This is a genomic window from Flavobacterium ovatum (assembly GCF_040703125.1).
GTDB classification, from domain to species: Bacteria; Bacteroidota; Bacteroidia; order Flavobacteriales; family Flavobacteriaceae; genus Flavobacterium; species Flavobacterium ovatum.
On record NZ_CP160035.1, the window covers coordinates 143103 to 167490 of the forward strand.

Below are 24388 nucleotides of genomic sequence, written 5' to 3' on the forward strand. Positions count from 1 at the left end.
TAAATAAACAAAGACCGCATAGCTACCCAACAAGAAAAAAAATGATTTTAAGAGCTGATAATTTAATAAAAACATATAAAGGACGTAGTGTTGTAAAAGGCATTTCGGTAGAAGTGAATCAAGGTGAAATCGTGGGGCTTCTTGGCCCTAATGGAGCCGGAAAAACCACTTCTTTTTATATGATTGTAGGATTGGTTAAACCCAATTCAGGAAACATTTATCTTGACGATTTGAATATTACGGACTATCCGATGTACAAACGTGCACAACATGGTATTGGTTATTTAGCTCAAGAAGCATCTGTTTTCAGAAAATTGAGTATAGAGGATAACATTTTGAGTGTTTTACAATTAACAAAACTGTCTAAAGAGGCGCAGATTGCCAAAATGGAAAGTTTGATTGAAGAGTTTAGTTTGGAACACATCCGCACGAATCGTGGGGATCTACTATCAGGTGGCGAGCGCCGTCGTACAGAGATTGCTCGTTGTTTAGCTACTGACCCTAAATTCATCTTGCTAGATGAGCCATTTGCAGGAGTTGACCCAGTGGCCGTAGAAGATATTCAGCGAATTGTAGCACAATTGAAAAACAAAAATATTGGTATTCTTATTACCGATCATAACGTTCAAGAAACGCTAGCGATTACCGACAAAACATACTTAATGTTTGAAGGTGGGATTTTAAAAGCGGGAGTTCCTGAAGAATTAGTAGAGGACGAAATGGTGCGTAGAGTCTATCTTGGACAAAACTTTGAATTGCGTAAAAAGAAAATCGATTTTTAAAAGAACAGCACACAGATGAAACGGATTCGCTATTGCAAAGACACAGATGAAAACTGATTTTTTTTATCATTTGTTCTCTTGATTTTTCTCTTTTCTCTTTTCTCTTTTCTCTTTTCTCTTTTCTCTTTTCTCTTTTCTCTTTTTGCGTGAGGGATAGCAGTGAAAATCCTTTTCTATACTAGAGCGATAGCGGTAGTATAGAAAAGATTGCAACGAATAGCCCGACTCAACAGGAACGATAGTGGAGGTTGAGGCACGCCCAAATGATTATCTATATTTTATTTTCTGTTTTAGTCCACAGTGATAAACTGCAGCTGCTGTAAATCGCCATTATAAATATTGACATCCACACTACCTTTTATTCCTGAAGCAGAAGCTTTTTCAGTGAATTGCCAGAAGAGCCAATCGTCTTCAATTTTTTCTCGGTAAAAGTTGTAATTGGCAATCCAAAACAGGTAATCGCTGAATTCTTTTTTCAAGAAATCATCATAATATTTTTCACCTGTATAGATAATTGGTCTTACTTTATAATGTGACTCTACTCTTTCTAACCAGCGCCTTAACCCTAGTTTTAATCGTTGCATAGATTGATTTTCAGACAATCTTTCGATATCTACCACGGGAGGTAAATCTCCTTTCTTCAAATGAACTGTTTTAATAAACAAATCTGCTTGCTCTAAGGAATTTTCATTGGGTCGGTAATAATGGTAGGCGCCACGAATTAGCTTGTTTTCTTTGGCTGCAGTCCAATTGTCTTTAAATCTTTTATCCAACCGATCACAACCAACCGTAGCCCGAATAAAAACAAAATGAATAGGAAAGTCGTTATCAATCGTTTTTAACTCATTCCAATGTATGTCCCCTTGATATTCAGAAACGTCAATTCCTATAGATTTACCTTCTAGCTTTCCTAAAACTTGATGATTTCGAATATCCGAAAGTCTTTTATTTTCAGCATTTTCCTCTAATACTTTATCTGTTTTGAAACTAAAATAATAGGCTAATCCATTCCGATAATGATACACAATCCCCATTATTAGAGCGCATGAAAAAATCACGACAGAAAGTCGCAATAAGTTTTTATAAAAAATAGATAACTTTTTCTTCTTCCTCGTAACAGGCTTTCGGCGAACCATTTTTTTTCTCATTCTTTCTACTTCTTCTTAACCCATTGATTATTCACCACAGAAAGCAATACATAAAAAAGTATCAATAATGGTATCCCTGCAAAATGAAAAAAGAGCACTAATAGAAAAGAAAAAAGCAGAAAAATGATTTGAACTAGATTGTCCTTTAAGTTGAACTTTTTTAATTTTAGCGAAAACAATGGTATTTCGGCATTAAGAATATAAGCACTTCCTAAGACTATGCTTAAAAGGACCCATTGATTGGTTAAAATTTCTAATGTCAGTAATGAACTGGAGGACTGTAGGACTAGAGGCAAACTCAATATAAACAAAGCATTAGCTGGAGTAGGTAATCCGATAAACGAATCCGTTTGACGTGTATCAATATTAAACTTAGCCAATCGATAACAAGAGCCTAGGGTTACAATAAAACCTAAATAAGCAAAAAGAGGGTTGGCCGTCATTTCATTTTGAGAATTAGACAACATTGAAAACATAACGTACCCTGGGACAACTCCACTGGTAACCATATCAGCCAAAGAATCTAATTGCAATCCTAAAGGACCAGACACTTTGAACATACGAGCAAAAAATCCATCAAAAAAATCAAAAAATATTCCTAAGCAAACAAAGTAAAAAGCAAATTCAAAATTAGATTGGGTAGCAAATACTAAAGCAATACAACCTGAAAAAAGATTCAATAACGTAATTAAATTCGGAATGTGTTTTTTGATAGTAATCATAATTGTCTTTTTTTCTGTTCGCACAAATTTAATATAATAACAGAACGAAACTGATGTTTTTCCCCATAGATTTTCAACAACTATTGTTACTTTTCTTTTTTATTTGCCTGCAAACAGAAATAAGCTCATTAAAAAATTATATTTTTGGGAAAAAATAATAACCTTTGTATTTTAAAACCATACAGTTGAAAAAAATTCAATGTTTCATTTTGTTTTTAATTTGCTCTTCAAATTATAGTCAAACCGTTAGAAAATACTCTAACGAATTTATGAATATTGGTGTAGATGCTGCTGCTTTAGGAATGGCTAATAGTGTTGTTTCATCAACTAATGATGTGAATTCTGGCTATTGGAATCCAGCTGGTTTGGTCAATTTAGAAGATCATCAAGTCTCTTTGATGCATGCCAATTATTTTGCCAACATAGCCCAGTACGATTATATTGCTTATGCTAGTCCCATTGACGAGAACAGCGCTTGGGGAATTTCATTAATTCGTTTTGGAGTTGATGACATTCTAAATACTACTGAATTAATTGATAGCCAAGGAAACATTGACTATAATAGGATTAGTCTCTTCTCAACTGCAGATTATGGATTCACCTTTTCCTATGCAAGACGATTGCCTATAAAAGGATTTCAATATGGAGTAAATGCTAAAATCATTAGACGTGTAATAGGTAAATTTGCCAGTGCTTGGGGGTTTGGTTTCGATGCTGGATTACAATTTGAACGTAATAATTGGAAATTCGGATTTATGGCTAGGGATATTACAACGACTTACAACGTTTGGAATATAAATGAAAAAGAATATAAAAAAGTATCCAATGCTGTTGCGGGACAAAACCAAGAATTGCCTGAGTCAACTGAAATTACAGCTCCAAAATTACAACTAGGACTTTCTAAAAAGTTTATTTTTCACTATGACTACAGTCTTTTGGCTGCGACAAGTTTAAATATGCGTTTTACTCAAACTAATGATATCATCTCAACAAAATTTGCTAGTATTGACCCTGCTATAGGGTTTGAGTTTGGCTATACTGATTTAGTATTTGTTCGCGCAGGAGTGGGGAATTTCCAAAATGTAGAACAATTAGACAGCAGTAAAAAAGTAGAATTCCAACCTAATATTGGATTAGGATTTAAATATCGAGGAATACAAGTTGATTATGCATTGACTAATCTAGGCAATCAGAATACAACTTTGTACTCGAATATTTTCTCATTAAAAGTAGATTTAGGACAATTTCGAAGATAAAACAAGCTATAAATAAGTCTTTGATTAAAAAAACAGCACTAATGAAAACCAACATTTTCAAAATCACCCTTTTTTTTACCCTAATTTTCAGTCTTATCTCATCTCATTCTTTTAGTCAAAACATTATTTTGTCTCAAAATGCGAATGTAAGTATTTTAACTTGCGGGACAGGAAATGAATCTTATTCCTTATTTGGACATACTGCTATTCGGATTTCAGATATTGAGAACAATCTTGATGTCGTGTATAATTATGGTGCTTTTGATTTTAACACCCCCAACTTTGTTGCCAAATTTGCAAAAGGAGATTTACAGTATTTTGCCATCACGCATCATTTTACTGATTTTATTTCACAATATGTTTATGAAAAAAGAAGTGTTTACGAACAAGAACTAGAATTGCCTTACAACCTGAAACAAAAAATTTTTGACAATTTAAATACTTCATTGGCTTCAGGTGATAGTTACTATACTTATAAATTTATCGATAAAAACTGTACTTCAATGGTAGTGGATATCGTCAACAAAACGTTAGGAGAAACTTCTATCATAAAAAAAACAGATACGAATCTTACCTACAGAAGTATTCTTTATCCTTATTTTGACCACCATTTTTACGAAAAATTAGGCACTAGTATCATTTTTGGTACTAAAGTAGATGAAGTAGGCAATCATTTATTTTTGCCATTAGAATTGATGGAAAACCTAAATTTAGCGCAATTCAATAATCAAAAATTAGTTCAGAAAGAAACCAAAACCCTTCTAGAATACAATGAAGCACCTCCTACATCATGGTGGAATAACTATTATTCTTTTATTATAATTCTAGGATCTATCATTCTATTGAATAACAAAACCATCAATAAAATCTACTTTTCAATATTGGGATTAATTGGAGTTCTCTTTATTTTTCTAGGATTCTATTCAGGACATTTAGAATTAGCAAACAACTACAATGTACTTTTATTTAATCCTCTATTAATTATATCTTTTTGGTTTTACACCAAAACAAAAAGCAAATGGATTTATAATTTATCTTTATTAAACTTGTTTTTATTAATTATTTACATAATCATTTTAATTAACAAAATTCATTTCTTAATTGTATTTCCAATGATTTTTACAAATGGTTATCTATTAACTAAACTAGTTATGCATCATAGAAAACCTGTTCCGATAATTATTTAGATCCTAACTATTGTCCTCTGTAAAATAGAACTGTAGTAATCGTTTTTAAAGTAATATTCAAATCAAGATAAAAACTTCTGTGTTTGATATAATACAAATCATATTGTAGTTTAATTAGGCTATCCTCAATATTTTCACCATACGAATAATTGACTTGTGCCCATCCTGTTAACCCTGGCTTTATAATGTGCCTCGTTTCATAAAAGGGCATATTTGCAGCAATTTGATTGACAAACTCAGGACGTTCTGGTCTTGGACCTATAAGTGCCATGTCTCCTTTTATGACATTGATAAATTGTGGGATTTCATCAATTCTCGTTTTTCTAAGGAATTTACCAAAACGGGTTATCCGACGGTCATTTGGAGTAGAAAATACTGCTCTATTATTTTCAGCATTCTTAACCATGGTACGCAACTTCAATATCTTAAAAGGAATGCCATCTTTACCTATTCGTTCTTGATGATAAAATAACGAACCTTTATTCCCCATTAAATTGCACATCCAAATCAATGGTAATAATAACGCTCCAATAGCGATTCCAATAAAAGAAATGGCTAATTCAATAACGCGCACTACAGATAGGTACAATTTATTTTGATTACTTCGACTAAAAGGAAAGAATCGATAAAAATCCATATTGATATACTGTACAGGTATTCGCTGTGTTTTGGACTCATATACTTGGATATACTCTCTAATTATTTTACCCGACTCTAATACTTTTATTAGCTGACGGTATAAATCGGCATCAACTCCTTCCGTCATTTTAGTAGCAATTACGACTTCCGAAACGGAATTGTTTTTCACAAAACTTAACAAATCACGAACTTCAACACGCTCTATATAGGGAATCCCCACGTCAGCTTCAGTAGTATTAAAACTTGCAGCTACGTAGGCTATAATTCTATAATGAGGATCTATATTTTCAATTCCTTGTATTAATCCTGCAACTTGATTTTCATCACAAATCAGTAATGCATTTTGCAAAAATCTATTAGAGGCCAAATACTTCACATAGAAAAAACGCCAAGACATTAAAACCAAGAAAACTACTGTATAGAAAGAGAGTATTTGCAATCGATTCTTGGGGAGTTCAGGAGAAAAAACGGGTGTTAACAAATATATCAAAACAGTAAAAGAAACGGTCAGTAAAGTACTTTTCAATATTTGCAACTCATTACTAGCCACCTGAAGATTATACATTTCAAATACAATCCCAAAGAAAATCAGGTATACTACAAATAGTAAAACACAACTTTGAGTCGACACCACCTCTTTTAAATATTGTACATCAAAAAAGGTCCCAACTAAATACAGTACTAATAAAACAAAAAAAACATCAAAAAGGAGAAGAATCATTTTTCTCTCAGATATTTCAAAATATATTTTATTATTAGCCATATACTCACTTGTTACAGACGCAATTTAACTATTTCGAACAGGTAATTGGCTCAAAAAGGGTCTTTTTTAATTCAAAAATAAAGAACTACTCCTTATTTTTTGTTTTAGGGGAAATTAACTGAACATTCAGCAATGAAAGTGAATATACAAAAGCAGGAACTGCAGTACGCATAGCGGCATGGTTAATGGTTAAAAACCAAAATAAAACAAAACAAATTAAGTACATATTAAACTGATTCTCCAAGTACATAATCAGTGGTGTGAAAAATAAAATAAGCATGGCTATAATTCCTAGGGAACCGTGCTCTGCTAACATTCTGGTGATCTCATCATGAGAAACTGCAAAATTCCCAGTGAGATCTTCTCTAATTTCTGCTCCTTTAGCAACTCCAACTCCAAAAATTGGATTTTCCAAAAACATGTCAATCTCCGTCGAAGCTATATCAGCTCTCCCCGTAAACTTACTCTCTTTGGCCCTTCCCTGTGCATCTTGATTTGCATATCTCTTGTCAATTAACCCACCTGTTTGTAAGGAAGAATATCCCCAAGTAAATACAAGTGCAGTAATCATAATACTCAAAATGTAATTTAATTTCACTTTCCCTTTAAAATTAGTTTTGTAATACATAAAACCCAAAAGAAAAATAATCATAAGACCCCCTGTCAACATTCCTCCTCTTGAAAAAGTAATAATACCCCGATAAGTTATGTTCAAGGCAACAATCAAATTGATGATGAGTAAAAACTTAGTCTTAGATTCTAAAATAATTCTAGAAAAAAAGATAAACATTCCTAAACCTAAAAAAGTAGCTACTTGATTGGGCCCAAACCCTCCCGAGGTAGCAAAATTAGATTGTGTACTAGTAACCACCTCTTTTACATTAGGAGTGTAAAACGTTAAATAAGACATACAGGTTACTATAGGTAGTCCTAAAGCAAGAAGTATATCATTGACTTGTTTTAAAGTAACTTTACGCCTAAAAGTATACAAAGAAGCCATTCCTAAACAAACTGGACCCGAAATATTGAATGCAATTGTTGTTCTTATATTCGTATCAAAATCTAAAACGAAAGTAGAAATAATAACACTCGGCACTAATAAAAGTAGATACAACCAATAGGGAGTAGCTCCTTTAGCAAATCCTTTATAATACATCCCTAAAAGCATAAAAACAATAACTGCATACTTAGAAAATTCATAAGAAACATTACCACCTGTCATCCTTAAAAAAACTTCTCCTCCTGTTACATAAGCAGCGGCCAGCAATACTTCATGATTTTTATTTTGTTTTTTAATGACCAAATAAAATCCTAAAAAAAATCCTAAAAAGCCGTATAATTTTGAAATAAAAGGAAATAGATATACTAAGAACCCAATAAAAAAGTGGGCTAATATCAAATACAAATACGGTAATTCTTCTTTCTTCATAACTCCTGTTTTTTCAACCACTCTAAATACTGATGGATTACTGCTTTCTCCGAGTATTCTTCTTTTATTGTTTGATGAAGAGCAAGACCATAAATGTATCTTAATTCTCTATTATTAACCAATCTCTCTAAAGCAGTATAAAAAGAGTCGACATCGTCAGAAGGCACAACAAAACCATTCTTACCATTTTGAACTAGCTTGGAAATTTCACCAACTGCAGTCACAACAACTGGTTTTTCATACAATCCATATTCCAACAAAACAACTGGTAGTCCTTCGGATTTTGAGCTAAGAATTGCAATGGTTGATTGTGACAAAATATTCCCTATATCTTCCTTTGTACCATAAATAAAAACAGTATTCTGAAGCATATTTTCACTTATCAAGCTTTTAATTTCACTTGAATAACTATCTTCAAAATCTTTACCTACTAAATGAAAAGTCCAATCAGGATAATCCTTTTTCATTTTTATTGCAACATCAATAATCAAATAATGATTTTTTTGTTCTCTTAAATTAGCTAAACAGATAATACGTTTCTCAGATGGTCCTTTCAGGATGGTCTTTACTACAATACTTTTGTTTATAGAAATAAAATTGGGTATATAAATCACGTTTTTAAAATGTAATTTTTTCTGAGCCCAAATTTTCAATTTTTCATTTACCACCACAATTCCATCAAAAAAATAGCATCCAATTTTTAACGCAGCTATTTTTCTTTTTTCCAAAAAATCGCTATTCCCATAATGATCATGCCAGATCAATTGTACGGATGGATAAATCAATTTCAACATAAACGCAATAAAAAAAGAAGTACTATGGGCATGAATTACTGTTATTCTATTTTTCTTTACAAATTTTCGTAAGCGAAACAAAGCGGGAATATCAAATGTACTTTTTTTGTTTAAAAAAAGATACTTCGCTGCATCGTCTAGCTGACTAGCCAAAGCTCCTTCCTTACGGGTCGTAACAAGTCCTGAAAACTCAATTTGACTACAAAGCGCATTAGCATAACTTACAGCCATTCTCTCTGCGCCTCCTGCCTCCAAGGAATCAATTAGTTGAAGAATCCGCATGAATTATTTTTTTAATTTCATTCTCAAAAATCTCAAGCGTATATTTTTGCGACCATTCCAAAGCTTTACAACTTTTAGTATCAAAAATATTTTGGTTTTCTAGAACTGTTTTTACTTGAAGTGAATCATAATCTAGGTTCATTTTTAAGATAACACCTCTCCTTCCATCCTCTAACATATTCGGAATGCAAGATACATTAGTTGCCAATGGTACACAACCCCAAAACATCCCCTCCGCAATCGCCTTTGGCCATCCTTCACTTAAAGAAGGCAAAACTACAAAATGACTTTGTTGATAGGCTGTTTTCAGTACCTCTTTCTTTTGGTTCCCTCTCAACTGAATGAATTCATCTAATTGTTGATCAGAAATGTATTTTTCTAAAATACTCCTTTCGACACCTTCTCCATACAAATCCAAATAAACGTTATACCCATTACGATGAAGTCTTTCTACTAGCTGAATAGCGTACAATGGATTCTTCCCTTTTACTAGTGTTCCCACAAAAACAAAATTAATTTTAGATTTACTTTCTTTTGGAACGAAGGTTGTTTTTTCGAGTTCACTATAAGTTGCTGTAAAAAAGGGTTTTATGTTTTTAGATTGATTCTGCCATTCTCCATATACCAACACCTGCATATTACGAGTTAAAAAAGAGTTATTCAAAATCCATTTCTGCATACAATAACTCCAAGGTTGTTTCGATTTAGGATCCCAATTTCCTGCATATTTGGCTGTTTTAATTTTATTGGGAAATAAAATCTGGACAAAACAAGCTAATAAACCCACGTTCCCAGGACAGCGTAAGTGAATATGATCAGTTTGACGCATGGTTTGGAAAATAATCCAAATCAACTTAGGTAATTTCAAAACTGTTTTTAAAACAGCTACTATTGACAATACATCAAAATCTGGAATTACTTTTAATTTTATTATAGGATGTTTATAGACACATTCAATTGCAGTTCTTTCTTTTTTAACCAAAGGAGCCACTATAGTAATTTCATCTACATATTTTTCCCATATATTCATTTCGCGAACATAGGGCGCGTAAGCATAATATTGATTTTCCTCGTGTATATGTGGAACGTGGGTAATAATAGCGAACTTCATAAATAAATTTAATGTTATTCTATTCCTAAAATAGACGTGACAATATATTGTGCTTGTTTTTCTGGAGCACAAAATTCATCAAAATATTTCTTACCATTGCTTGAAACTTTTTCATGATAAGTAGAATTTTCGATTATTAAATCAAAAACACTTTTATATTGATTAGTGGATTCAATAAAATGTATATTTTTTTTATTAACAAAATCCTCTGGTAATTCAATATTAAAAGGAAATGATAAAACAAATAATCCTTGATTAAGATACTCTGCTAATCTCCAGCTCACTGCTCCACCTACTGCTGGATTATTTAATACTAGTTTAGAACACGAACTTCGTTTAGAAAATTTTCTAGCCGAATATCTCTTCCCATTAATATCTTTTTCAAACCCTAAACTATCACCATCAACCCTAGGCATAAACCCACCTTCAAATTTAATTCTATCTTCATTTTTACAAAATTTGATAAACTCCGATCTAATTCTATTGGCTTCTATTTCCTTTTTCCAAAGTCTTGCTGAAAAAAAAACATAATTATCTTTTACTTTTATTTTTATTTGATTCTTGTAAAATGGTCTCCTTATGTATATATATATTTCACGTATTAAATCTTTAAATTTCAAGTAACGAAACAAATTAACCCCAAAAGTTTTCAGATATAAAAACAAAATATTAACAGGGTAATGAGGAAAAAGCGACTTAACTTTACACTGATTATATGATTGATTATCTCTAAGTTTATTGGTTACAAAATACAAACTCGATAATTCATACAATTCATTAACTACAGATGAAGGATCATCATTATCTATAACTCCGATCTTCCCTTTTACAGTAAATATCAGCAAAGGTTTATTATTAAACTTAATAAATTGTTCTTCTTGTTTAAATCGAATTTTATATTTTAGACTTAAACCAAGTAAATAATATGAAGTATAATAATTTGGAATATTTAGTATATTGATTACCATGTTTTTTATTTATACCTTAATTTAATTCCTTTTCACATTCAAAGGTTTATTAAAACCCAAACTCCACCAACCTACAGTTCTACCTAAGGCTTCTGTAAAAGCCTCTTTACGTTTATGAGTCGTAAATATATTGCTAAATCGAATCATTGCCAAGAGTATGGTAATCGAATGCCACTTCAATTGGTCACTGAACTTCGGATTTGGATTCTTTACGCGCCACACATACCAGCCATTTCGGACGACCATTTTACCATATTGGTATTGATTAGGCCTTCCTGAAGCATCGTGAAAATGATTCAGCTTTGCAGCCGTATTAACATATAACTTCCCTTTTTTCGCCAATCTCAATGAGAAATCAGCATCTTCATACAGGCCATAACCTTCAAAATAAGTCGAAAATTGTTGTGTTTCAAATACTTCTTTTTTAAAGGAAGACACTCCTCCCATAATCATTTCTACTTCATAAATTTTTCCGCTTGGAGGAAGAAAACCAACACTCCTACCATGAGAATACAAAGACGAGTAACCCGGAGGACAATCGCTATCTAATCCTAACTTTTTTCGAAGAACAAATCGAGAACCATCTTTTCGCTTCCAGCCATCAAAATAGAATTCCTTTACTGTTGCTTTATAATCTATGCCAACAGAATCCCATTTGGTTTCACTATTAATATACCCACCGACCCCTAAAGCATCAGGATACTTTTGATAGGTACTCATCAACTGTTCAAAATAATCCCTTTCTAAAACAATATCATCATCCAAAAAGCATACATTATCTATGCCCTTACCTAGCCTTTGAATACCATAATTTCTTTGTCTAGTTAAACCTCTATTTTCAGGGGGAACCGAATAATATACTAAATTTTGAAAAGATTGTTGTTGTAAAACTTTCTCTGTCTCTTGATTCGTAGAACCGTCAATTATTAAAATTTCATCGGGATATAAAGATTGCTCCTTAACTGATTGCAATAGTTTTAGCAAAGGCTCAGGACGCATATAAGTACATACAATTAAAGAGAACTTCATTTTTTTTGATTTAATTGGTTGGCCCAGAATACACTTTGATTCCATTGCGCACCAAAATTCCTCCAGTATAAAATCGGATTTTTAACCTTTTGTCTAAAATAAAACTTCAAAAACAAAATTGTTTTGTATCCTAAAACTTGTTTTTTTGAATTGTGGTTTATTTGATATAACATTACAGTAGGTGAAGGTTTTGGTTGTATTGCATCCTTATACCAATCCAAAACAGGTTTGGTTCTAAAGCCACCCATTGGAGCTTTTAAATGTAAAATAGAAGGTTCCGGCAAATACAAAACATCTTCTCCTAGATTGCGTATTTGCATGCCAAAGTCATTATCTTCTCCATATCCAAATTCATACCCCATGTCAAACTTACAATTTTTCAAAGTTTGAGTATAAACTATACTGCAGCCAGAACCAAAACTTCCCCATTGAAAAATAGTCTTCCATTTGGAAACTTCGTTTTTTTGGTAGCATCTGAAAGAAATCGCTTTAGCACCTTGTTCTTTTATTTTATCAAATGCATTTACTAGAAAATCATTTTCAAATCGAATGTCATCATCGGCCAAGAAAACCCAATTACTCTCTACTTGTGCTAAAGCTAAATTTCTTGCATTACAAGCTCCTGCTTGATGGGTAAAAGTATGTTTTATGGCAAATGGCCAAGTCTCTGTTTTCAAATAATCCAATTCGGATTCCGAATCTTCCAATGGGTTCTGTTCAACAATAATGACATTTACGGGTAGATGTATTTGTCTTTTTAAATCACACAAAACATCATACAAATATTTTTTTCTTCCAATAGTTGGAATAACTACATCTATGGTTTCTAGTCGGAACTCTTGTTTTGATGATTGAACCTTGATGTTTTCTAAATTAATAGCAGTAGCTTTTCTAGGTTGAAACCAAAGAGAAAAGAAAAATGGAAAAACTGAAAACTTCTTCTCGTATAGCAATTGATTTAACATTAACAAAAATATCCATTGTATTTTATAATGTTGTTTTACAAACTTAAAAATAGTCCCAATTGAAGCTATATTCCCTTTATAAGAAGTGGACTTTTTTAAAAGTTTTGGCTCCGAATAACACAACAAACCCAAAGGCATGCATAATTTGGATAACGAGCACAAATAATAATCAAAATGGGCATCGAACGGAATAGAATCTTTAATTTCATTCAAAACTGAGGCGTGAATCATTCCCACCGCACTACTCATTTGCCAAGTTGGAAAACTCACTTTCTTATTCACGTTTACAAATATGGACTCCTCCACATATCCGATAGTCTCTCCAAAATAATTAGAGTTATCCGGACAATAGGACAACATCATTTTATCATGATGAAAAAGAGTATCGAGTGCATTTACATTCAACGTTTTTTTACAATCGATATGACACCAAACTAATTTTTCAGTTCTAAAATCTTGAGCTAACAACCTCAACCCTTCTGCAATTGTAGAAGACACAGGACAAGACAACGATTCGCCTTGACTGTCGGTCACAGCTACAATATTAGTATTAGAATGATAAATAAAAATCAATTTTTAGGATTTTAAGGATTGATAAAATGCCAGACTTTGTTTTGCTACTACTGAAATACTGAATTTCTGGATCACCTTATCTCTAGCCGATTCTCCAAAGTTTTCACGTAGTTGCTTATTCGATAGCAATGTATTAATTTTTGCAGCATATTCCACATGATTTTTTGGATCAACCAAAAAACCATTCACTTCATCATCAATAACTTCACTTGCCCAGCCCACATTGGAAGCCACAATAGCGTTTTGCATCGCCATAGCTTCAATCCAAGAAACAGGCAATGCCTCTGCAAAAGACGGAAAAACACAGACCGAAGCCTGATTGATATAATTTTGAATTTCAGTATAAGGAACACTTCCTGCATATTTGACTTGTTTTGATGCTGCCTCAGAAAACTGGGCTTGCATCATTTTCCAAGTAGAACTCGAACCCGTAATGATATCGGACACGTCTTTCCCTACTAAAATTAATTGCGCTTTCGGGTTTATTTTTACCAATTCATTAAAAATATGAGGTAATTCTAATAAGCCTTTTTTCCGTATCAAACTCCCAAAATACAATACTGTATCTATAGCTTCTTCTATAGTCGGATCTCTTTCAAAAGATTTAAGATCTATAGAATTCGGTATTATGGTGAATTTTTTATTCAGTCCAAAAACTGCATTAGTCATATCTGCAGTAAACTGACTTACCGATAGTAATGCATCAGCATTTATAAGTGCTTTTTTTTCATGAAATTTATTTTTCCATTTTACGGCTCGCCCGTCTAAATGACAAAAATAAGTATCTGAACCATTTAGGCGCATTACAATTGGACAATTGGCTTTAATAAATGAGCTGATTCCCGTCCAATCGGGAACCTCAACCAAATCAATATCATTAGACAGAACCAATTGATTGATGATTTTCTCTATTTTCTTTCTAGTGAAAAACCAAGATAATCCTTTTACTTTTACATTTTTTATTTGCTGAACACAGATTCCTTCATCATCAAAAATGCCTTCTTGCTTTTGTCCGTATACCAAAACTCGTACCTCACAACCTTCTTGTAAAAGTCCTTTAGCTAAATTTTTTATACTAGTACCAATACCGCCTGATGCTCCCGTTTTGGGATGAGGATATTCAGGTGTTAAGAATGCTATTTTCATAGGGTTATTATATTTATGTTGATGCGCAACTCTACTATAGCCTGCCCTGAGTGATAGTCGAAGGGCTGGATGTAGCTGTTCATTATTAACGAGATTCAAACGTCCTTAGCGTCCGCAGTCGAGTGTCAAATGTTTGAAGAATCCGTAAAAAGAAAAGCTGTTTGAGCGTAGCGAGTTCTTTTCTTTTAGGATTCGAAAACTAATTTGACCGACGAGGAGGCGGAAGACTTGATTTTTTTGTTTCTTTTTTGATCAAGCAAAAAAGAAAATAATTAAGTCCTATTCTATACTTTAAATAAAACGTCAATGGTAGTGATTTTATATGATTATGCGAAAGCTTTATTATTTAAAATTGTATCGAGAAGCTCTCTTTAAACTAGAGTTCTTTATACTGGCTTAAAATTTTTCATCACAAATTATAAGTCAACCACCATTGAATCCTTGCATTAACACTTTATTGTTCAAATGCCCCCTAACCCCTATAACTCTAGTTGATATTTGTTTTTGGAATCGTTGAATCTCCGATTTCAAGAGGGGAATTAGAAGTGCAAACATTCAAATAACGTCATTTTATATTGCTTTTTTTAGAATAAAAATTACTCCTCGCTGTGACAACCGTTGTTGAATCAAGATTTATTCTGCCAGGTCGAGTCCTTCGACTATCGCTCAGGACAGGCTATAGTCGAGACCCAAATATCAAAAAAAGTCTTTAATCACTTTATTCGTAAACAATCGTGCTCCAGTATCATTCATATGTCCACAAGATGAGAAGTATTTATCTTCCACAACTACATTTTCATAATTATGAATCTCAGGATAAGCTTTTTTAACTTTTTCAAAATAATTAATCCCTTTGGTATTTTCACACATAGGTGTCATTATGGCTATAAAATTAATATTGTTTTCGGCACAAATAAGTTTGATATCCTCATAATATTTGTTTTTAGTCAAGGGGTTCAAATTCGTTAGATTATTTTTCATACTCCCTTTTTTATTTTTCAACAAAGGATAATACCCTTCATTATTGAGAAGACTACTTTTCTCTTTCTGAGCCGTTTTAATGGTTTCTCTAAATCCTATTTGGGAATCAAACAAAACGTATCGATAAAAAGGCACATAGTACAAATAATTAAAATCTTCTTCATTGGAAAAATGATTTTTAATAGCATCCGTATGATGTAAATAAGGTAAAAACTTAGAAGAAACACCTTCTGCTCTATGATCATTTGACAAATTCAAGTCGGCTTCCAAGATTACGTTTTTAATTTTATAATTACGTTCTACCATTAATTTCAATAACAAATCGGCTTCAAACAAATGACCTCCGCTCATCCCGAAATTGAACGTTATCAATCCCTTCTCTTCAAACAATTGAGGAACAAAATGATTATTGGCACGGGAAGAACCCAGAATAACGACATCATAATTTCTAGGAGGAGAATTATAAACATAGTCTATTTTCCCTCTATCCTGAGAGTGAATATATACTTGTGTAAAAGCAAAGTCTAAAATCATCAATAACAAAATCGATATTGAAAATATCTTAAAAACTAAGAAAATAAAATGTTTCATTGTGGAGTATTAAGTAGCATTTTTTTGATGATCATTTCGGTAAAAAGATTGGCACCATCTTGATTCAAATGAGTACAATTTAAAAATTTTTCATTCTCTTTTATCGCATTTGAAAAATCATAAAAGTTAGGGATTTTATGATTTAAATTTTCTATAAACACTTTGTTTTTCGAGTATTGACAAAAGGGAGCGCAAAAGTAAAAAACAGTTAAATTATTTATTTTTGCAAAGGCATTAATTTTTTCCAAATAAATATTACTAGAGTTAGTTGTACTGGGCAAAGAATAATTTTGATCTACAGCATTACCCAATAGAGGTTCAAATCCTTGATTGGTGACTATTCTAGTTTTAACTTTTGAAACATTCAAAACAAACTCCCTAAATCCAATTTTAGTCTCAAATTTCAAATATCTATAAAAAGGAAAATAATACATCACTCTATCTGTCTTAAAATTCCTGTCGAAATACTCTTTTGTAACTTCATTCTCTCTCACAAATGGCATTAGTTCATACTGAAAGACATTAGAATATCCTTCTTCAACATTAAAATTATAATCAACTTGTACAAAAATTTTCTCTGTTGTAATGTTATAGGCCTTGACCAATTGTAGCACCGTGTAGATATCACTTAATTTTGACGACTGAAAAGCGAAATTAGCAGCTGACTTACCTGTTTTTTCTTCGATTAATTTAGGGTTAATTGCATTCTCAACTCTTGAAGATCCTAAAAACAAATAATCAACTTTTTTATCCTTCAAACTCCTTATATATTGAAATTTGGTCCTTGGTGGTGCATTCTCATACACTTTAGTAAATGAAAAGTCCAACAGCAGCATGATTACTGTCATTATAGCAAAAAGAAATAGTATGCTTCTAAAAAATGATTTCATCTATTGGTATCAAAACTGAAAATATATAAATTCCTTATAATCCGAATAGGTTCCCAACGTCAATAACGCTAGTAAACAAAGTGACAATTTAACTGTACTGTATTTTCCGGAGATTGGCTCTTCTTTGAATCGATTGTTCCATTCGACTAAAACAAACAACGATACCATGATTAACAATTCATAATTGTAACGTTCGTTCTTCAAGTATTGTGATGCAAAGGCACCATTAGTTACAATTCTTTTTAAATACATAACGGCGTCTGTAATCGTTGGAGCCCTGAAAAACACCCAAGCCAAACAGGATAATAAAAAAGTCATAACAATTTGCCCTACTACTCGCAAGGAATCTAGATTCCAATTTAAAGCTACCGTTTCCATATTGTTCCGATTCCGATTCAACAATAATAAAGGTAAAAAATAGACCGCATTGATAAACCCCCAAGCTAGATAAGTCCAATTTGCTCCATGCCAAAACCCGCTGACTACAAAAATGATGAAGACATTACGAACTTGTTTCAATTTAGAGCCCTTACTTCCTCCAAGGGGAATATATAAATAATCTTTGAACCAGGAAGAAAGCGAAATATGCCAACGACGCCAAAACTCAGCTATGTCTCTCGAGAAATAAGGATAATTAAAGTTCTTTAATAAATCGATTCCAAACAATTTAGACATCCCTAATGCCATATCTGAATAGCCTGAAAAATCACCGTAAATTTGGAATGCAAAATAAATAGCTCCTAAAATCAGAGATAGCGAATTCATATTCTCATAATTGTCAAAGATAGCATTAGCGTAGGTAGCACAAGTATCTGCAATGACTACTTTTTTTACTAATCCCCAAAGCAATTGATACAATCCTTGTTGGGCTTTTTCAAAATTAAAGGTTCGTTTTACTTTTACTTGTGGCAATAAATGCGTCGCTCTCTCAATAGGACCAGCAACTAGCAAAGGAAAATAACTCACAAACAAGGAATAATCGATAAAATTATATTCGGCTTTGATTCGTTTGTAATAGATATCTATGACGTAAGACAATCCGTGAAAAGTATAAAATGAAATTCCAACAGGCAAAACCACATCCAATAAAAAAGGACTTGTTTTCAGACCAACACCATTCAATAATTCCGCAAAGGAAGCGGCAAAAAAGTTGTAATATTTGAATACTCCTAAAAACCCCAAGTTAACAATGATACTCAACCAAAACCAGAATTTTCTTGATTGCTCTTTAGTGCTTTTTTCAATTTTATAACCCGTAAAATAATCCAAAAAAGTCGAGAACACTAATAGAAATAAGAATCGCCAATCCCAGCAAGAATAGAAATAATAACTAGCTAGAATTAAAATTAAATTTTGAGTCTTTTTGCTTCTATTAAATACAAACCAATAAAGTATAAATACAATCGGTAAAAAAAGGGCAAATGCAAAGGAGTTGAAAAACATAATTTTATTTAAGCAATTTAAAGGCGCGAAATTACAACTTATTCTCTTGTATTAAAGCAAAATGATTGTCAACCATTTTCTCTAATGAAAAATCTTTTGAAATGGACTTTCCATCAATATCTTGTATTGCTTTTTCTTTGTTTAAAATATTCCTGAGGACCAATTCTAATTCCGTAACATTCGTTTCATCAAACAAAAAACCATTTTTATTTTCCTCGACAAGCCCCAGAACATTCCCCTGATTCCTAGTGGTTATCACGGGTAGATTACTCAACAGACTTTCTACAACTGAATAGCAAAATGTTTCACCATGTGAAGGGTGTATCAGATAATCATACTGAGCATATCTTTCGTAAAGGTCAGCAACACTTCCTTTGAATCTAATTATTTCACCTAGAGAATACTCATGTACCATTTGTTTTAAGGTCAGTTCATAGTTCCCTTTACCATAGACATCAATGGTAAAGCTATATTCTTTCAAATTTTTCACGGCTTCAATTACATCTTGAATGCCTTTTTCCTTTCTCAAGTGAGAAGCTATAATAAAATTAGAATGAGAACTGAAATCTTTTTTCTGAATAAATCGTTCGACATTTATTCCGTTAAAAACTACAATGGTTTTATTTTTTAGATGAAAACCAAAATCTTCTAGCAAAGCCTTTTGAGTAGCCTTGGAGACTCCTACAAATAAATGGATGTATTTTGAATACAGAATTCCTTTTATCTTTTTCTCTACTTTCTTCTTTAACGAATACCCTTTTAACGGTCGTGGATTATGATCAACCGCTATAATTTTAGCCTTTGAAAATCGATTAATTTTATAAAAAAATGGCGTACATAATTCTACAAAGTGAGTAACAATATGACTATAGTTGGATTGATTTTTTTGGCAATATTCTAGAAAAAAAGATTCTACAGTTTGTGTATTACTTGCGAAAATTGACAAATGCGAGTAATTGCCATGCTCCGTTTTATTTGGAAAAAACCAATCTACGGCAACCTTATTTTCTTTGCATTTTTGGTCAAACATCCAAAAAAAATAGTCCATTCCTCCTACCCGTCCTGGCTGAAGTTCATAGTTACATATTACTGCTATTTTATGGTTACTATTCATCTAGATTCGCTAAAGTCGTTGCAATTCTTTTACTTGTTCCTAATAAAGGTTCGCTGATTTGCAAATCAACCATTGCCTTTCTTTGAGTTGATTTATCATTTGGCTTTTTCAAAGCTAAATTGATTTGTTGGATTAATTCGGACTCATTATTAGCTACGCTAACAGCCCCACTGCTAATTACTTTTTTTAGATGTCCATACTGTAAAAAACGTTGATCATTATATAAACCATTTTTCAAATTACCAAAAACCGCATTAATCACTGGCTTATCAAACAGCATAAAATCCAAACTCATAGTTGAACACATATTAATACTTAAATCAACATTTTCTAAAATCGCTCTTAAATCTTGAATATCTTCTCTACTAGGAATTCTTTGTGACCAACTCTCGGCATGATTTTCTCTAGTAAGTATCCATTTTGGATAGTTCCAAATAATCTCAGGGAAATCATTTTTGACTGTTCCAAAGCGTTCAGGGCCTTCAGCAGGTGACGTCCTTACTAAAAGCTGAACTGGCATTTCAATTGATTTGTCACGGATGGCTTGTGCTATCGTTCGAATCACAAGGGGATCATTAGCACCAATACTAGCATCGGCGCAACTAAAACAGATGATTTTAGTATTGATATCTAATTTAAATTTATCTAAAAACAACTTCTTTTCCGATTCGTATTCTGGCATTACATAGGGTTCAAACTGAGGTGTTCCTACTACTTTTATATTTTGTTCTATTACATTTGGATAAAAACTCATCAGTTCTTCTTTCATTAATTGACTCCAAACTAAAAAATAATCAAATGTACCCAACATTCTCCCTTTTGAAGTCAAATTATCCCAACTGAAAATAAAACTACTAACGGGAATTTTCAGTTGTATTGTTGCAGATAAAAAAGGAGCTAAATAAGGAGGTCTTTGATGGGTAAAAAAGACATGTGAAGGAGAATCATTCTTGAGTAATTCAATGTATTCTTGGGTCACCTTATTATTTGCAAAAGTCAAAAACTGTAACTTTTCAATTCCTAAAATACTTCTACTGGAATGAACAAATCGAGTGATTAAGTAAATGATTTTAACCAGAATAGCTCTAGCCGAATTACTCTTAGGATAGCCTGAAATCAAATTATCCTTCATTCCGTAAAAATTGCGAAATTTTTGCAAATGCCCCACCTCTTTCCATTTTCTAAAAAACCAAGTTGTCTTTCCTTCTTTGAATACCGTCAATTCTTTGATTTCAACATTTTCTGGTAAGGCATCAAAAGCCGTTTTGGGTAAACCCGAATAAATAAAAATGGTTTCAAATTGGTTTGAAGCCTCTGTAATAAAATTACTCATTATGAAATTTCTAAAACCTACTCCATCTGTAATTACTACGCCTAATTTTTTCATCTATTTATCTCTAAATTGCTTTTGTTTATCCACATTCCAAATACTATCCATCTTCATAAAATCTAAAAATAGAGATGCGCTATTCCCTTTTCCAAAATCAACGGAATTGACTTGAACAGAATGTTCATCAATGTTATTTAAACCCTTCATAATACTCTCTATATCATAGTCAACATTAACGATATCCGCATCTATGACCCTGTTTTTTTGTCTTGTTCCAATATTAACAATTGGAATTCCATAATAAGGAGCTTCCCGAATTCCAGCGCTGCTATTTCCAATAATAAATTGACTATTTTTTAATAAAGTCAAAAAGTACTCGAAGCGAAGCGATGGGAAAATCCTAAACCTCGAATGTACTTTTAATGCATCATATGCCTCAATAATCATTTGACTACCTAAGTCATTATTAGGAAAAATAACCACATAATTATGATGATCATCAAGTAACACTTTCACAAAATTAGTCACATAACTTTTCATCTGACTAATTTCTGTAGTGACTGGATGGAACATTACAATAGCATAGTCCTCAAAAGGAATTTCATAATATTGTTTCACTTGTCTTAATTCAGGTAAATCGTCCGAAAACATAATGTCTATATCCGGTGATCCAATGGTAAAAATAGATTCTTTCATTTCACCCATTTGCACCAATCTCTTGGCTGCTTTTTCATTAGAAACAAAATGAATATGACTCAATTTACTAACGCTATGCCGAATCAACTCATCTACAGTTCCTGAAATCTCCCCACCTTCGATATGTGCTACTAAAATATTATTTAAAGAACCGACAATGGCTCCTGCCAAGGTTTCTACTCTATCTCCGTGAACAATAATCAAATCTGGCTGAATCGATTTGACGTATGCCGAAAATCCTTCAATAGTTTTGGCAAGCGTCAAATCCATAGTGGTTTCATGGGTATGATTCTCAAAAGTATGAATGTTCTTGAATTGACATCTTTCAATTTCAATTAATGTATACCCATATTCTTGTTGCAAATGCATTCCTGTAACAAAAACAAAAACCTCAAACTTACCGTTGCTTTCTAAAATAGAAATCAATGATTTGATCTTACCAAAATCTGCACGGGTTCCTGTAAGGAATACTACTTTTTTCATTTTGTGATTACTGATTATTTTTCTTTTTTTTGAATGTTACACACCCCTAACCCCTCTCAAGAGGGGAATTCGAATAAGGAAAAATTCAAAATTGTTTACTTATTTTAAATTATTTGTTCAAATCCCAAAATAGCATTTCACCAGCCTAGTCCTCTCGAGAGAGGAAGATGATATGGGAAAGTATTAATTTTTTTACTTATTTGAAATTTTACTTTTTTACAATTATTAATATTAAAACAAATCCTCATTATAAACGCATGCTAACTCCCCTCTTGAGAGGGGTTGGGGGTGTGTTTTTCATATTCCTCTATATAAAACTCAATCGCCCTCATTACGTTTTCCATATCTCTTAATACTTGATAATCTGAAAACCGTAACACTTGGATTCCTAACTCATTCATTCTTTTTTCCTTAATTGAATCTTTCTCTTGAACTTCTAAAAATTCATGTGAATAACCATCTACTTCAATTCCCAACATCAATTCTTGGCAAAAGAAATCTAATATGTAATTATCAATGGGTTTTTGCCTGTGGAAATCATAACCATACATCTGTTTCCCTTTAAGTTTTAACCAAAGGATTATTTCGGATTTGGTTGAATTATTTCTTAGCTCTCTCGCGAATGCTTTAAGATTTGGATTGTATGGAATGATTTTTCTTTTCATTTGCTTGAATTTACACACCCCTAACCCCTCTCAAGAGGGGAATACGAATAAGGAAACATTCAAAATTATTTACTCATTTAAAGATATTAGTTATTTTTTTTTTAGAAATGTAAAAACTAGACTTTTACACCTTGCCCTTCTCATGAGGGGAATACGATTAAGGAAACAAACAAATTTGACATATTAGACAGATATATTATTTACACTAATTCACAACGAAGACCTACACGAACTCCCCTCTTGAGAGGGGCTGGGGGTGTGTTACTCGAAATCTTCAAACCCTAATTGTTCATCATTTTCAATTGTTCTAGTGGCTCTTTTTCCTAAAATACTATTAAAATGTTCCGCTAGAATTTCCCCTGTCCCTGGTCTTTTTACCCAAATATTTGAAATAGACAAAACATCTCCTTTTTTAATATTTTGAATACTGCAAACAGTTGCAAATGCAAAATCAATGGTTACTTGTTCTTCTGGAGCCGGTTGTTTTGTTCCACCACGCATTTGCCAAATTTCATTAGAATTAACAATTAATTCTTTTGTAGCTTGTTCATCCATACTACAAACAATGTCTGGTCCTAAACGCTGCATGTGATCGGTGAAATGACGTTCTAAAATACTTGCGCCTAAAGCTACTGCGCCTAAACAAGCATTATTATTTAACGTATGATCGGACAATCCAAAAATCTTATATGGAAAGGCTTCGTGCAATTGAACCATAGCCCCAAACCGTACTAAATGAATAGGAGTTGGATATAAATTAGTTGTGTGCAAAAGAGCCACTGGAACGTTATTTTTATCAAAAATAGCGACCGCTTTCTTTACACTTTCAATCGTATTCATACCTGTACTCAAAATAACAGGTTTCCCAAAAGAGGCTATATGCTCCAGTAATGGATAATTATTACATTCTCCTGAACCAATTTTATAGGCTGGAACATCAAATTTTTGCAATCTATCTGCGGCGGCTCTAGAAAATGGAGTTGAAATAAAAATCATACCCTTACTTTCAATATATATTTTTAACTCTAGTTCCTCTTCCTCATTGAGTGAACAACGTTCCATGATTTCATAAATAGAGACATCTGCATTTCCTGGTATTACTTTCTTGGCCGCTGCACTCATTTCGTCAGCTACAATATGCGTTTGATGTTTGACCACCTCAACGCCTGCTCTATGGGCTGCATCTACCATTTCTTTGGCCACTTTCAAAGAGCCTTCGTGGTTGATTCCTATTTCGGCAATGACTAATGGAGGATAATCTGGGCCTACTAAACGATTTCCTATTTTTATGGTATTGTTATTCATTGTCTTTCTCTGTTTAGATGTGAACACACCCCTAACCCCTCTCGAGAGGGGAATACGATTGCGAAAATATTACATTTTTAATTCACTAATTTAAAT

The 24388-nt window shown here is 32.6% G+C and carries 21 protein-coding genes; 3 read left to right on the forward strand and 18 right to left on the reverse strand.

Annotation, left to right across the window (positions count from 1 at the left end; all coding sequences use genetic code 11):
* Positions 1–41: 41 nt before the first annotated feature.
* Positions 42–782 carry an LPS export ABC transporter ATP-binding protein gene (gene lptB / locus ABZP37_RS00590; protein ID WP_366184756.1) on the forward strand — a complete coding sequence of 247 codons (741 nt, stop codon included), beginning with the start codon at positions 42–44 and terminating at the stop codon, positions 780–782.
* A gap of 290 nt (positions 783–1072) precedes the next feature.
* On the opposite strand, the gene ABZP37_RS00595 is transcribed toward lptB, so the two are convergent.
* Both ABZP37_RS00595 and ABZP37_RS00600 read right to left on the reverse strand, forming a co-directional pair.
* Positions 1073–1930, reverse strand: a complete 858-nt coding sequence (locus ABZP37_RS00595) for a glycoside hydrolase family 25 protein (protein WP_366184758.1) — start codon at positions 1928–1930, stop codon at positions 1073–1075.
* A 5-nt stretch (positions 1931–1935) separates the two neighbouring features.
* Entirely contained in the window at positions 1936–2649 is a 714-nt protein-coding gene (locus ABZP37_RS00600; RefSeq protein ID WP_366187451.1) for a CDP-alcohol phosphatidyltransferase family protein, read from the reverse strand.
* 221 nt (positions 2650–2870) lie between these two features.
* On the opposite strand from ABZP37_RS00600, the gene ABZP37_RS00605 reads away from it, so the two are divergent.
* Together ABZP37_RS00605 and ABZP37_RS00610 are read left to right on the forward strand one after the other, a co-directional pair.
* Positions 2871–3908, forward strand: coding sequence for a PorV/PorQ family protein (locus ABZP37_RS00605; RefSeq protein ID WP_366187453.1), 1038 nt, complete (start codon positions 2871–2873; stop codon positions 3906–3908).
* A 41-nt stretch (positions 3909–3949) separates the two neighbouring features.
* Complete coding sequence (locus tag ABZP37_RS00610; protein ID WP_366184760.1) at positions 3950–5095, forward strand: DUF4105 domain-containing protein; 1146 nt, start codon at positions 3950–3952, stop codon at positions 5093–5095.
* Positions 5096–5102: 7 nt separating this feature from the next.
* Here the strand turns inward: ABZP37_RS00610 and ABZP37_RS00615 are convergent, their stop codons facing one another.
* From ABZP37_RS00615 to ABZP37_RS00690, 16 genes are all read right to left on the reverse strand, one after another.
* Positions 5103–6497: an exopolysaccharide biosynthesis polyprenyl glycosylphosphotransferase gene (locus ABZP37_RS00615; RefSeq protein ID WP_366184762.1), complete on the reverse strand. Its 1395-nt coding sequence runs from the start codon at positions 6495–6497 to the stop codon at positions 5103–5105.
* Positions 6498–6582: 85 nt separating this feature from the next.
* Positions 6583–7926 carry an O-antigen ligase family protein gene (locus tag ABZP37_RS00620; RefSeq protein ID WP_366184764.1) on the reverse strand — a complete coding sequence of 448 codons (1344 nt, stop codon included), beginning with the start codon at positions 7924–7926 and terminating at the stop codon, positions 6583–6585.
* A complete protein-coding gene (locus tag ABZP37_RS00625; protein WP_366184765.1) occupies positions 7923–9002 on the reverse strand; it encodes a glycosyltransferase in 1080 nt (359 codons plus the stop codon). The genes ABZP37_RS00620 and ABZP37_RS00625 overlap by 4 nt, the downstream gene beginning before the upstream one ends.
* Positions 8980–10113 carry a glycosyltransferase gene (locus ABZP37_RS00630; RefSeq protein ID WP_366184767.1) on the reverse strand — a complete coding sequence of 378 codons (1134 nt, stop codon included), beginning with the start codon at positions 10111–10113 and terminating at the stop codon, positions 8980–8982. The genes ABZP37_RS00625 and ABZP37_RS00630 overlap by 23 nt, the downstream gene beginning before the upstream one ends.
* 14 nt (positions 10114–10127) lie before the next feature.
* The gene (locus ABZP37_RS00635) at positions 10128–11081 is read right to left on the reverse strand and encodes a hypothetical protein (RefSeq protein ID WP_366184769.1); all 954 of its coding nucleotides are present in this window, start codon (positions 11079–11081) and stop codon (positions 10128–10130) included.
* A gap of 21 nt (positions 11082–11102) precedes the next feature.
* Entirely contained in the window at positions 11103–12110 is a 1008-nt protein-coding gene (locus ABZP37_RS00640; protein WP_366184771.1) for a glycosyltransferase, read from the reverse strand.
* Positions 12107–13648, reverse strand: coding sequence for a glycosyltransferase (locus ABZP37_RS00645; RefSeq protein ID WP_366184773.1), 1542 nt, complete (start codon positions 13646–13648; stop codon positions 12107–12109). The genes ABZP37_RS00640 and ABZP37_RS00645 overlap by 4 nt, the downstream gene beginning before the upstream one ends.
* Positions 13649–13651: 3 nt before the next feature.
* Positions 13652–14794: a glycosyltransferase family 4 protein gene (locus ABZP37_RS00650; RefSeq protein ID WP_366184774.1), complete on the reverse strand. Its 1143-nt coding sequence runs from the start codon at positions 14792–14794 to the stop codon at positions 13652–13654.
* 696 nt (positions 14795–15490) lie between these two features.
* Positions 15491–16366 (reverse strand): hypothetical protein, encoded by an 876-nt coding sequence (locus ABZP37_RS00655; protein ID WP_366184776.1) that lies wholly within the window; start codon positions 16364–16366, stop codon positions 15491–15493.
* Positions 16363–17256, reverse strand: a complete 894-nt coding sequence (locus tag ABZP37_RS00660; protein ID WP_366184778.1) for a hypothetical protein — start codon at positions 17254–17256, stop codon at positions 16363–16365. Before ABZP37_RS00660 ends, ABZP37_RS00655 begins: the two co-directional genes overlap by 4 nt.
* A 9-nt stretch (positions 17257–17265) precedes the next feature.
* Positions 17266–18699 (reverse strand): MBOAT family O-acyltransferase, encoded by a 1434-nt coding sequence (locus tag ABZP37_RS00665; RefSeq protein ID WP_366184780.1) that lies wholly within the window; start codon positions 18697–18699, stop codon positions 17266–17268.
* A 31-nt stretch (positions 18700–18730) separates the two neighbouring features.
* Positions 18731–19813: a glycosyltransferase family 4 protein gene (locus ABZP37_RS00670; RefSeq protein WP_366184781.1), complete on the reverse strand. Its 1083-nt coding sequence runs from the start codon at positions 19811–19813 to the stop codon at positions 18731–18733.
* Entirely contained in the window at positions 19806–21200 is a 1395-nt protein-coding gene (locus tag ABZP37_RS00675; RefSeq protein WP_366184783.1) for a hypothetical protein, read from the reverse strand. Before ABZP37_RS00675 ends, ABZP37_RS00670 begins: the two co-directional genes overlap by 8 nt.
* The gene (gene neuC, locus ABZP37_RS00680; RefSeq protein WP_366184785.1) at positions 21201–22322 is read right to left on the reverse strand and encodes a UDP-N-acetylglucosamine 2-epimerase; all 1122 of its coding nucleotides are present in this window, start codon (positions 22320–22322) and stop codon (positions 21201–21203) included.
* Between the two features lie 260 nt (positions 22323–22582).
* Positions 22583–22987, reverse strand: coding sequence for an endonuclease domain-containing protein (locus tag ABZP37_RS00685; RefSeq protein ID WP_366184787.1), 405 nt, complete (start codon positions 22985–22987; stop codon positions 22583–22585).
* A gap of 261 nt (positions 22988–23248) precedes the next feature.
* The gene (locus tag ABZP37_RS00690; RefSeq protein WP_366184789.1) at positions 23249–24292 is read right to left on the reverse strand and encodes an N-acetylneuraminate synthase family protein; all 1044 of its coding nucleotides are present in this window, start codon (positions 24290–24292) and stop codon (positions 23249–23251) included.
* Between the last annotated feature and the right edge of the window lie 96 nt (positions 24293–24388).